We start from the raw sequence: 11,821 nt of genomic DNA, 5'->3' as shown, positions 1-11,821 counted from the left end.
TGTACCGCCAGGTGCACCGCCGGGTATCCGAGTCTGGATTGGATAAGCGCTGAAAGCATCTAAGTGCGAAGCCAGCCGCAAGATGAGGACTCCATTGAGGGTCGTCATAGACGATGACGTTGATAGGGTGCAGGTGTAAAGACGGTGACGTCAAAGCCGAGCACTACTAATTGCCCGAACTCTTTCGCTTCATGCTGATATTATCAGATGTAGTTGTTTCCAAGAGCAATCTTTAACTACGTTTCTTGTGTCGACAATGTCAATAACCTATATTAGGTGGTTATTGCAGTGGGGTCCCACCTCTTCCCATTCCGAACAGAGAAGTTAAGCCCACCTACGCCGATGGTACTGCAATGCAATGCGGGAGAGTAGGAAGCCGCCGTCTTTTTTAAAAGAAGAGCCTCGAGAATACAATATTCTCGGGGCTTTTTCGTTTATATATATGTATGCAATGGACAGACAGAATTAGACAAACCAAAATACTCCTTGTAATAGCAGCTGTGATAATAGCTGTTACCTCTTTGCTGATATCGCATTTTCTGGTAAAAGACCTCTCTAACGAAGAGCGTAAGAAGATGGAAGTATGGGCGCAGGCACTTCATGCTTTGAACCATGCCGATGAGAATACCGATCTTTCATTAGTACTCGACGTGATGCAAGGTAACACTACCATTCCTGTGATTGTATTGAATGAGAAAGGTGGAATTGATGATTACCGTAATATCCAGGATACGCTGCATCTGGATCAAATAGCCCAGCGTATGCTGAAGGCTGGTGATACAATTGTTGTAGGTAGTCAGATTGTGTGTTACGATGAGTCGGTACTGCTTAAACGTTTGTCACGGTATCCCTATTGGCAGTTGGGCGTAGTGATGATATTTGTAGTGGTTGCCATCTTTGCCCTACTATCTTCCAAGAAGGCAGAACAGAACAAGGTTTGGGTAGGTCTTTCTAAAGAAACAGCTCATCAGTTAGGTACGCCTATCTCCAGTTTGATGGCATGGGTTGAAATCCTGAAAGAGAATCATCCAGATGATGACCTGATACCCGAGATGGATAAGGACGTGAAACGTTTGGAACGTATAGCCGAACGATTCTCGAAGATTGGTTCATTGCCTGAGCCTACACCTGGCTCGATGAACGAGGTTATTGCGCATGTGGTGGATTATATGCGTAGACGTACTTCTAATAAGGTTGAGATTTCTACCCAATTGCCGGATTACGACGTGATTGTTAATATGAATGCTTCGCTTTTTGAGTGGGTGATTGAGAACCTCTGTAAGAATGCAGTAGATGCGATGGAAGGTTCCGGAAAAATTGCTATCCAGTTGATAGACGATGAACATCGGGTAGCTATCGAAGTTTCTGATACCGGTAAGGGGATCCGCAAAAAGGATATTAACCATGTGTTTACCCCAGGTTTTACCACCAAGCAGCGTGGTTGGGGATTAGGTCTTTCGTTGGCTCGACGTATTGTTGAAGATTATCATAAAGGTAAGATTTTTGTGAAGTCATCCGAAGTCGGAAAAGGCACCACTTTTCGCGTAGAATTGCACAAATAACCCTCGTTTTGTGTAATATAAGGGCCTGATAACTAAGGAATTTGCACTAAAATGATAAAAAAATAAAATAAGCGTGCTTTCATTGAAAAAAAAGTTGTAACTTTGCAGCCCGTATAGCGCATTATTGCGTTTAAAAGTGTATAATAATGAATAGTCTGGAGTCGTTGAAGATAGATCTGAAGAGTTTGGTAAGCGAGGAAACATCCTTGGCTTTCGACTTGAACGATACTTACTTCGAGGCTTTGGATGGTGCTGAAGTGAAGAGGGGCTCTTTGCACGTGTCGGTGTCTATACGCAAGGCAACCGGCTTTTTCGAACTCCTGTTCCATACCGAAGGCACCGTTATTGTACAGTGCGACCGCTGCTTAGACGATATGGAACAGCCGGTAGAAACCGACAACCGTTTGATTGTCAAGCTCGGTAGCGAATACTCAGAGGAAGATGATATCATCGTAGTGCCTGAGGACGAAGGAATACTCGACACTTCGTGGATCATCTATGAGTTTGTGGCCCTGGTAATACCCATCAGGCATGTGCATGCACCTGGCAAGTGCAACCCTGCCATGACGAAAGCTCTGGAAGAGCTGTCAGCTGACCGAAGCAGCGATGAGGAGTCCGACCAGCCCATCGACCCCCGCTGGGAAAAATTAAAGAATTTAAAAGTTTAAACATTTAAAAGTATTATAGAATTATGGCACATCCTAAAAGAAGACAGTCAAAGACTCGTACACTCAAGCGTCGTACTCATGACAAGGCAGTAGCTCCAACACTGGCAGTATGTCCTAACTGTGGTGCATATTATGTTTATCACACTGTATGCCCCACCTGTGGTTACTATCGTGGTAAGGTAGCTATCAAGATCGAGGAAAGCGTAGCTGAGTAATGGATAGAATCAATGCGATAATCACTGGTGTAGGCGGTTATGTGCCCGACTATATTCTGAACAACGATGAGTTGTCGCGTATGGTCGACACTAACGATGAGTGGATTATGACGCGCGTTGGTATCAAGGAGCGTCACATACTTACGGAGGAAGGTCTCGGCACCAGCTACATGGCGCGTAAGGCTGCCAAGCAGCTGATGCAGAAGACCGGAGTCGATCCCGACTCTATCGATGCCGTCATCGTAACCACCTCAACAGCTGATTATAAGTTCCCTTCCACAGCCTCTATCGTATTAGGCAAACTCGGATTGAAGAATGCTTTTGCATTCGATTTCTGGGGCGCTTGCTGTGGATTCCTCTACACACTCGATGTGGCAGCTACGATGATTCAGAGCGGACGCTACAAGAAAATCATCGTCATCGGTGCCGATAAGATGTCGTCGGTTGTTGACTATAAGGATCGTCAGACCTGTCCTCTCTTCGGAGATGGTGCAGCTGCTGTTCTGCTCGAGGCTACCGAGGAACAGAATATCGGCGTGATGGACTCTTATTTCCGCACAGATGGTAAGGGACTTCCGTTCCTGCACCTGAAGGCTGGAGGTTCAGTCTGCCCACCGTCGCATTTCACTGTTGATCATCGTCTGCACTACCTCTATCAGGAGGGTCGCACTGTGTTCCGTTATGCAGTGACGAACATGAGCAACGACTGCGCCATCATCGCCGAGCGCAACGGTCTGAACAAGGACAACATCCAGTGGGTGGTTCCTCATCAGGCTAACATGCGTATCATCGAGGCTGTGGCTAAGCGCTTGGAGTTGCCAATGGAGCAGGTGATGGTAAACATCGAACGCTACGGAAATACGAGTGCCGCTACGATACCGCTGGCTATCTGGGAATACGAGAATAAGTTGAAGAAGGGCGACAATCTGATCCTCACCGCCTTTGGTGCTGGATTCGTTCACGGAGCTTCTTATTACAAGTGGGCCTATGATGGCAGTGCAAAATGAAAGAGCATAGCGAATAAATAAATGCATAAAGCAGGATTCGTAAATATTGTTGGAAATCCCAACGTAGGCAAAAGTACGCTCATGAACCAGCTGGTTGGTGAGCGTATTTCTATTGCCACATTTAAGGCCCAGACCACCCGTCATCGTATCATGGGTATCGTGAATACACCCGAGATGCAGATTGTGTTCTCGGATACCCCAGGTGTGCTCAAGCCTAATTATAAACTACAGGAGTCAATGTTGGCGTTCTCTGAGTCGGCCCTCCAGGATGCGGATGTGCTGCTCTACGTGACCGACGTGGTAGAGAACCCCGAAAAGAATATGGACTTCCTTGCAAAAGTGCAGAGACTGGATATGCCGGTATTGCTGCTCATCAACAAGATTGATGAGCTTACTGGTGGTAATGCACAATTGGCTACCATTGTTGAGAAATGGCATGCCCTGCTGCCAAAGGCAGAGATTCTGCCTATTTCGGCCAAGAATAAGTTCGGTGTGGATATGTTGCTGAAGCGTATCCAGGAGCTTCTGCCCGAGAGCCCCGCTTATTTCGATAAAGATCAGTTAACCGATAAGCCCGCACGATTCTTCGTGTCGGAGATTATCCGTGAAAAGATACTCCTCTACTACGATAAGGAGATACCTTACAGTGTAGAGGTTGCTGTAGAGCGATTCAAGGAGGACGACAAGCACATCCACATCAATGCCATCATTTATGTGGAGCGCGACTCGCAGAAGGGTATCATCATCGGTCACCAGGGCGTAGCCCTCAAAAAGGTGAGCACCGAGGCCCGCAAATCGCTCGAAAAGTTCTTTGCCAAGCCTATCTTCCTCGAGATTTTCGTGAAAGTAGATAAGGACTGGCGTTCATCAGAGAAGGAACTCAATCACTTCGGGTACAACCCCGAGTAGGTTCTTCCGTATTAATCCGTGTAATCCGTGCCAAAATAAATAAAGTATGGGAAATTTAGTAGCAATCGTAGGACGCCCTAATGTGGGTAAGTCTACACTGTTCAACCGACTGACAAAAACGCGCCATGCGATTGTCAGCGACGAGGCTGGTACCACTCGCGACCGCCAGTATGGCAAGTGCGAATGGAACGGTCGCGAGTTCTCAGTTGTCGATACCGGCGGCTGGGTCGTCAACAGCGACGATGTATTCGAAGAGGAGATCCGCAAGCAGGTGATTATTGCCACCGAAGAGGCCGATCTCGTACTCTTCCTCTGCGATATTAATAATGGTGTCACTGGTTGGGATATGGACGTAGCGCAGATTCTGCGCCGTGCCAAACTGCCCGTTATCCTGGTGGCCAACAAAGCCGACGATGGTAAGGACCTGTACGACCAGTACGAGTTCTATAAGCTTGGGCTTGGCGATCCGTATCCTATCTCTGCTGCCACTGGTAGCGGTACAGGCGATCTGCTCGACAAGGTGCTCGAGATTTTGCCCGAGAAACCCAAGGATGAGCTCGAGGATGGTATTCCCCGTTTTGCGGTGGTAGGTCGTCCTAACGCTGGTAAGTCGAGCATCATCAACGCCTTTATCGGCGAGGATCGTAACATTGTAACCGATATCGCCGGTACCACCCGCGATAGTATCTATACCCGTTACGATAAGTTTGGTTTCGACTTCTATCTGGTAGATACTGCAGGTATCCGTCGTAAGAATAAGGTAACCGAGGATCTGGAGTTCTATTCGGTGATGCGCTCTATCCGTGCCATCGAGAATAGCGATGTGTGTGTGCTGATGCTCGACGCCACCCGTGGTATCGAGGCTCAGGATATGAACATCTTCCAGCTCATTCAGAAGAATAATAAGTCGCTGGTTGTAGTAGTCAACAAGTGGGATCTGGTTGAGGATAAGTCGCAGGAGGTAATCAAGACTTTCGAGAATGCCATCCGTAAGCGTATGGCACCGTTTGTCGACTTCCCCATCATCTTCGCTTCGGCACTTACCAAGCAGCGTATCTATAAGGTGCTCGAGACTGCCAAGCAGGTTTATTTGAACCGTAAGGCCAAGATTGGTACCTCGAAGCTTAACGAGGTGATGCTGCCTCTCATCGAGGCCTTCCCACCACCATCGGTTAAGGGTAAGTACATTAAGATTAAGTATGTGGCTCAGGTGCCCGACACGCAGATTCCTACTTTCGTGTTCTATGCCAACTTGCCACAGTACGTGAAGGAGCCTTACAAGCGCTTCCTGGAGAATAAGATTCGTGAGAACTGGGAGCTTACTGGTAGCCCCATCAATGTGTTTATCCGTCAGAAGTGATGCGTAAGCTCGTCTATTTGATATTGATAGTTGTTGTAGTAGCCTGTAACACTGGTGTCAGTCGCGAAGAACAAGCGGCCTTGGCAGCTAAAGGCTACTATACTCATTTAGTTCAGGGCGAGTACGAACAGTTTGTTGAGGGCCGTTTTATGGCCGATTCGCTGCCCGACGATTACCGCTCGCAGCTGATCGAAGGCTATAAGCAGTTCGTTGCCCAGCAGTTAGAAGCCCGTAAAGGCATACAAGAGGTATCCGTGTCGCGTGCTTATACCGACAGTCTGGCTGGTTATACCAATGTGCTGCTGATGCTCTGCTACGGCGATAGTACTACTGAAGAGGTGGTGGTGCCGATGGTGGAACGCGACGGCCGCTGGATGATGAAGTAACTTAAGAATAACAAAAATATAAAAGTTAGAAATGAAGAAGATTGTTTTAGCAATAACCGCTGCTTTGGCTGTTAACCTGGCTTATGCCCAGAACAACACCGATGCCAGTAGCAAGAAGAACGTGTTTGCTACCGAAAGCAAGAAGTTCACGCTCTCTACCGTTACCGATTGGATGAAGGATAAGGGGGTGTTCCAGAATCTTGATGTATCTGTAACCGCAGGTACCACGGGTATCGGTATCGATGTGGCTTCGCGTGTTCACGAGGACGTACAGCTGCGTCTGGGTTACGAGTATATGCCTCGTTTCAAGAAGAGCATCTACTTTCCTGTAGAGGTGGGTGGCGAGCCTGCTGAGCTCTACGATGCTAATGGTAATCGTATCGAGTCAAAGTTCGATCGCCTGTCAAAAATGCTCACGACCTTTACTGGTTATAGTGTAGATACAGAGATAGAGATGATTGGCAAGCCTACCATGAATAATCTTAAGTTCTTGGTTGATGTGTTCCCTTTTAAGAATAAGCACTGGCATGTAACTGGTGGTTTCTACTGGGGACCTTCGCAGTTTGCTTCGGCTGTTAATTCTACCGAGGCTATGACCTCGCTTTTAGGAGTTGGTATCTATAATAGCTTCTATGAAAGAGTACTCAATGAGAGTGAGACTGGTGAGCCTGTGATGAGTCTTACTATCGGTGGACAGCCATTCAATCTGGAGTTGAATCCCGACCAACAGGAAACCATTCTGAAGAATGGTCGCATGGGTTTCCGTGTAGGCGATCGTAAGGATACTGGCGAGCCTTACCTGATGGAGCCCGACGAGAATGGTATGGTAACTGTTCGTGCCAAGAGCAATAGCTTTAAGCCTTATCTGGGCTTCGGTTATGGTGGTAAGCTGCTGAAGAGTCGCGACGATTGGCAGGTGTCTTTTGATGCCGGTATGATGTTCTGGGGCGGCACACCAAGCTTGATTACTCACGATGGTACTAACCTTACTAAGGATGTTGAGAATATCTCGGGTAAAGTAGGCGATTGGGTTGATCTGTTAGGTGGCTTTAAGGTTTATCCAGTGCTCTCAGTTCGTTTCACCAAGACTATTTTCTAAGGATATAAAAAAGGTTCCCGATTGGGAACCTTTTTTTATTTAATCACAACCTTTTGACCATTTTGGATATAAATGCCTGGTCGGAGGGTTTTGCTGTTAGCACGACTGCCGGTGAGCGTGTAAATGGTATCATCGGCCTTCTTATTGGCGTTTACGTTTCTAATGCCTGTGTAGTCGCTTTCACCTAATACCAATAGATTGGCGGCTGTGCTGCTGCTTACGGGCAGGTAGGCCTTATTAGCTGGCAGATACCTTGTATCTGTTTGTGAGGTAAATACCAGTTTACCGTCGCTGTTTGCGCCCAGCAGACGCATGTTCTCTTTATTAAATGATGTGGCGTTCCAATTCAGGTCGCTCGGATTTTCCTTGTCGTTTTCATCAAGTGTAATGTTGCAGAAGTATAAACCTGCTAGCTGGTTGCCGCTGGCATCTGCACTTGTTGATGTGATAGGTGTTACCTTGTTGGCCGACGCGTCGGCTCCTGCACACTCAATCACTACGCCTGTCTGGGCAGGTACTTCGCTGCCAATGTTTACGAGTTTGGCTGCACCCTCGTTAGTTTCTGTAATCTTATAGGCTTTCATGCCCGAACCAACTCTGATGGGGAACGAGGCATAGAAGGTGGTATAGTATTTGCCGTTAGCATTTACATCTCCTTTCAAGCCTAGGTAGGCACCTTCGGCATCCGATACAGGAATCAGATCCCATACCCAGTGAGTACTTTTATTGGAATCGGTGGTGATATAACCTACTCCAGCATACCATTCGTCGTCGGCATCACGCAGATATTTTGTAGCTGTAACGCCGCTCTTTGTGGCTGTTCCCCATATCGTATAGCCGCCATTCTTTTCAGTGAGATTGAGATAGATGCCTGTACCTGAATAGGTGTCGAAACCTTGACCTTTAAGAATATAGCCATTACTGGTTTTCTCGATGTAGAGGACAGAGCCTGGATCATTCGCTATCTTATCAAAGCCCTTGATGGTACGCAGTGCATAGATGTACAGTTCGGTGGTACGATCTATGTTACTCTTGTCGACGTGATAATCTACAATCGACAGATAGCGCTCGGTATCACGGTTCTTCAAACGATAGTATCCACTCTCCTGAGCATAGGTGCTTACGGGAAGCATCAGGGTTAAGAGTGCCAGTTTGATTGCGAATCTCTTCATAATCTTTTGTTTTGTTTTCAAGAAAAAGCCCAGCCCCAAATGGGACTGGGCTCATTGCTTATTATCTTAATCTGTAGATTACTCTGCGATTACGATAGATACACGGTTGCTGTCGTTGTCAGCGAATGGCTGTACACGAGCACCCTTGCTGTCGTAGCTGATGCGGCTTGCAGCGATGCCAGCCTTCTTCAGAGCCTTAACAACAACGTCGGCACGACCAGCAGCCAGGCGATCGTTGATGCGATCGTTACCTGTACCAGCGTCAGCGTAACCAGTGATGTTAACCTTAGCCTCGGGGTTAGCGTTCAGGTAAGCAACTACCTCGTCAACCTTCTGCTGCTCGCTCTTGCGGATAACAGTCTTACCGATAGCGAAGAAGATATCACGACGGAGTGGCTCAGCCTTTGCCTCTGGCTCCTCAGCCTTAGCAGGAACCTCAACAATCTTCTCGACGATCTTCTCTACGTAGCGGATCTCTGGCTCTGGAGCAGGGATGAAACGTGTAGAGTAGGTCTTACCGAAGTTGTACTTAACACCCAGCAGAGCGTTGAAGTACCAGTCCCAGTTCTTAGCCTTCTTTGAGTTGTACTTGTCGCTCAAGGTGTTAGCGGCAACCTCAGCGTTGATGCTCCAGTTGTCGTTGATCTTGAAGTCGGCAATCAAACCAGCCTGACCGAACAGACGAACCTTTGTGCCGTCCCACAGATAAGGCAGGGGATCGAAACCAGTGTTGTCGTTAGCAAGTACCTCATTCTTGATGGCAGTCTTAGCGTCGGCAGCCTTGTCGTTAGAGAAGCCGATGTTCAGACCGATACCAGCGAATGCGCTCAGGTTGAATACACGGTTAGGATTGTAACCGCAAAGAGCGTTAGAGAGGTTCAGAGTTCCGTCGATAGATGGAGCAATGTACTTCCAGTTCCACTTGTACTCCTTACCAGCATACTCGTACTTGCTACCAGCCTTGCTCTGCCATGCGTTAACAGCCAGGCGAGCACCCCACAGCTTAGTGAACTGACGGCCTACAGCAGCCTGAACATTGTATGACAGGAGGTCCTTGAAATCAACCTCACCCAGAGTGTACTGTGCGCCAACAGGCTGCACCTGTACATACCAGTGTGGCTCGAAGACGTATTCAGTCGTGCCCTTCTGCTCCTGGGCAGATGCTGAAAGACCAGCCAACAGCATCAGGCAAGACAATATTGTTTTCTTCATTTTCATATTCTGTTTACTAATTATTTTAATTCACTAATGTTAATTACTTACCTGTTACATAGTAGGTGTTGGTGCGAACTACACCCTGGTAGTCAACTGCAGAGTAAACTACAGTGTAGGTCTTGCCAGCAGCAGGAGAAATGGTAACCTTCTGGTTGTTGCCGCTCTCGAGGATTACTCCCAGGTTCTCACCCAGAGTCTTGTTGTCGGCAGCTGTAGCCTTCTTACCATCAATCTCTGTAACTACTACGAACTTCTTGTATGCAGGAGCGAAGTACTCTACGCTGTAAGAAGTTGGGAAGAGCTCAGTGTTAGCACCGCAAACCAATGGGTTGGTCTTGATACCAGAAACACGGTTGATAGTGTTGTCGCTCTGGATAGCAAGCAGAGTGGGCTGCAGAGCACGATTGAGGTTGTTGGTGAACAACTTCTCGAACTTGTTAACAACGCGATTCAGGTAGCTTGCGAAAGTCTCCTTTGTACCAGCAACCTGAGCCTTCAGGTTGTTGAGCTGTTCAACCTGATCAAGCATAGCGTTGATGTCTGCTGTTGTAAGAGCAAGGTCACCATTCAGGTCGCTCATTACGCTATTAATAGCATCAGTGATATCAATAACTACAGGTGAACCTGTTGCATTGATTGGAGATGTAGTAGGAATTGTAATACTATATGTACCTGCACCCTTATTGTCGTCAATAACAATACTGATAGGATTAACTGTTACAGTTGGGAACTTTGCAACAACCTTGTCGATGATCTTGTTGTACAGCTTCTCGATAGCCTCGATACCCTCAGTCTTATAGGTCTGGCCAGGGAGCTGGTTCAGATCGAAAGAGTATGACAGAGGCTTAACAGCAGCAACAACGATCTCAGGCTTAGAAGTTACAAAGTGGTTGCTCTTCTCCTCAGTTGTTGTAGCCTTACCCTCAGCGTCCTTAGTGGTAGTCTTCTTAACATCCTGCCAGCTAGCACGAACACCGTAAACGGGGAACTTACCGAGCTGTGTAGCATAGAGATCAGCAGCGAGCTGAGCCAGAGCGGTAGCGCTTGTACCGGTCTTGCGGTTGCGATCGTTCCAGATCTGCTTGATGTCAGCCTTCAGAGTAGGCAGGTTCAGGTTAACCTTAACGTCATCGATGCTGCTAATAGTAGCGTTAGCCTCGTAGAAGTTGTTCTCAGCGGCACGTGTGTAACCAGCGTAGATAACCTTGTCAGAAGCCTCAACATTCAGCTCAACAGGAGCTTCCTCACCAGCGGTGTTAACGAGAGCGAAGTTGATACCCTCGATGCTGTTGAAGTACTTGTTGATGGTCAGGTATACAGTACCTGCATAGCCCTTCTCACCCTCACCAAGAGTAGCACCAGCACTCCACTTAACAGGAGCAACCTCTGTAATGTTGATGTCTGAAGCAGGGAATGAACCCTTAACAGCAGCCTCACCAAAGTAAGCAGCGAGGATGTTAGGAGTAGCACCTGGCAGAACTACCTGACCCATCAGTGGGCTGTAAGTAGCTACGTTCTCGATGCTAGTAACGAGGTTGTTGAGTACGCCAGCAATCCAATCCTCCTGCTCGCCAACAGCTGTATCGATTGCATCAACCTCATCCTGAAGCTGAGGAAGAGTCTCAGTTGTCAGAGTTGTCAACTGACCCTCTGCAGTCTGCAGTCGAGTGTCGAGAGCGGTTACAGCATTCTTACGATCCGTAATCTCCTGATCAACTTTACCATCGAGCTTACCCAGCTGAGTGTCCAAATCACCTAAGCGGGTGTTCAGATCATTAATCTTGGTCTGCAGGTCGCTACGTACATTACCAATCTGACCAATGAGGTCTACATCAGTGTCGTTGTCCTTACAAGAAACGAATGATGTTGAGGTAGCAGCAACGAGTGCTACCATCAGAATACCATTGATAAATTTCTTTTTCATTGAACTTAAAAATTATAATTAAACAAATAAATAAAACAATAATATCGATAGTTAATTTATATAAATCGCTGACAAAAGTAGGAAATATAATTGAAACTTGCAAGAAATATTAGGTTTTTTTTATAAAAAACCGCAAATTTCTGTCGAAATACCTGCAATATGGTAGTTTTTTCCATTTATAGTTCCATTTTATGTTATTTTAAGTGATGTGCGCCTGACAGGACTCGAACCTGCACGTCGTAAACACTAGATCCTAAGTCTAGCGCGTCTACCAATTCCGCCACAGGCGCAGAATCGACGTTAG

At 47.1% G+C, this 11,821-nt stretch carries 11 protein-coding genes, 1 tRNA gene and 2 rRNA genes; 10 read left to right on the top strand and 4 right to left on the bottom strand.

Annotated features, from left to right (window positions below; all coding sequences use genetic code 11):
- The 10 genes from BLU97_RS14740 to BLU97_RS14695 all read left to right on the top strand — a co-directional run.
- A 23S ribosomal RNA gene (locus BLU97_RS14740) occupies positions 1-191 on the top strand; the annotation flags it as partial.
- 81 nt (positions 192-272) lie between these two features.
- Positions 273-385, top strand: a 5S ribosomal RNA gene (gene rrf, locus BLU97_RS14735).
- Positions 386-446: 61 nt separating this feature from the next.
- On the top strand, positions 447-1,562 hold the full coding sequence (locus BLU97_RS14730; RefSeq protein ID WP_074762212.1) for a sensor histidine kinase: 1,116 nt from the start codon (positions 447-449) through the stop codon (positions 1,560-1,562).
- 146 nt (positions 1,563-1,708) lie between these two features.
- Positions 1,709-2,230 (top strand): YceD family protein, encoded by a 522-nt coding sequence (locus BLU97_RS14725; RefSeq protein ID WP_013064530.1) that lies wholly within the window; start codon positions 1,709-1,711, stop codon positions 2,228-2,230.
- Between the two features lie 23 nt (positions 2,231-2,253).
- Positions 2,254-2,445 carry a 50S ribosomal protein L32 gene (rpmF, locus tag BLU97_RS14720; RefSeq protein WP_013063689.1) on the top strand — a complete coding sequence of 64 codons (192 nt, stop codon included), beginning with the start codon at positions 2,254-2,256 and terminating at the stop codon, positions 2,443-2,445.
- Positions 2,445-3,452 carry a beta-ketoacyl-ACP synthase III gene (locus tag BLU97_RS14715; RefSeq protein ID WP_074762211.1) on the top strand — a complete coding sequence of 336 codons (1,008 nt, stop codon included), beginning with the start codon at positions 2,445-2,447 and terminating at the stop codon, positions 3,450-3,452. Before rpmF ends, BLU97_RS14715 begins: the two co-directional genes overlap by 1 nt.
- A 21-nt stretch (positions 3,453-3,473) precedes the next feature.
- Positions 3,474-4,361 (top strand): GTPase Era, encoded by an 888-nt coding sequence (gene era, locus BLU97_RS14710; protein WP_074762210.1) that lies wholly within the window; start codon positions 3,474-3,476, stop codon positions 4,359-4,361.
- A gap of 46 nt (positions 4,362-4,407) precedes the next feature.
- On the top strand, positions 4,408-5,721 hold the full coding sequence (gene der / locus BLU97_RS14705) for a ribosome biogenesis GTPase Der (protein ID WP_028907259.1): 1,314 nt from the start codon (positions 4,408-4,410) through the stop codon (positions 5,719-5,721).
- Positions 5,721-6,107 (top strand): hypothetical protein, encoded by a 387-nt coding sequence (locus BLU97_RS14700; RefSeq protein ID WP_074762209.1) that lies wholly within the window; start codon positions 5,721-5,723, stop codon positions 6,105-6,107. The genes der and BLU97_RS14700 overlap by 1 nt, the downstream gene beginning before the upstream one ends.
- A gap of 31 nt (positions 6,108-6,138) precedes the next feature.
- Positions 6,139-7,206 carry a hypothetical protein gene (locus BLU97_RS14695; protein ID WP_074762208.1) on the top strand — a complete coding sequence of 356 codons (1,068 nt, stop codon included), beginning with the start codon at positions 6,139-6,141 and terminating at the stop codon, positions 7,204-7,206.
- 35 nt (positions 7,207-7,241) lie between these two features.
- On the opposite strand, the gene BLU97_RS14690 is transcribed toward BLU97_RS14695, so the two are convergent.
- From BLU97_RS14690 to BLU97_RS14675, 4 genes are all read right to left on the bottom strand, one after another.
- On the bottom strand, positions 7,242-8,378 hold the full coding sequence (locus BLU97_RS14690; protein WP_074762207.1) for a hypothetical protein: 1,137 nt from the start codon (positions 8,376-8,378) through the stop codon (positions 7,242-7,244).
- Between the two features lie 78 nt (positions 8,379-8,456).
- Positions 8,457-9,590 carry an OmpA family protein gene (locus BLU97_RS14685; RefSeq protein WP_317039909.1) on the bottom strand — a complete coding sequence of 378 codons (1,134 nt, stop codon included), beginning with the start codon at positions 9,588-9,590 and terminating at the stop codon, positions 8,457-8,459.
- Positions 9,591-9,633: 43 nt separating this feature from the next.
- Positions 9,634-11,517, bottom strand: a complete 1,884-nt coding sequence (locus BLU97_RS14680) for a hypothetical protein (RefSeq protein WP_074762205.1) — start codon at positions 11,515-11,517, stop codon at positions 9,634-9,636.
- A gap of 209 nt (positions 11,518-11,726) precedes the next feature.
- Positions 11,727-11,807, bottom strand: a tRNA-Leu gene (locus BLU97_RS14675).
- Positions 11,808-11,821 lie beyond the last annotated feature (14 nt).

Source organism: Xylanibacter ruminicola, assembly GCF_900107775.1.
GTDB lineage: Bacteria > Bacteroidota > Bacteroidia > Bacteroidales > Bacteroidaceae > Prevotella > Prevotella ruminicola_C.
This window is presented reverse-complemented; position numbering and strand designations above follow the sequence as displayed.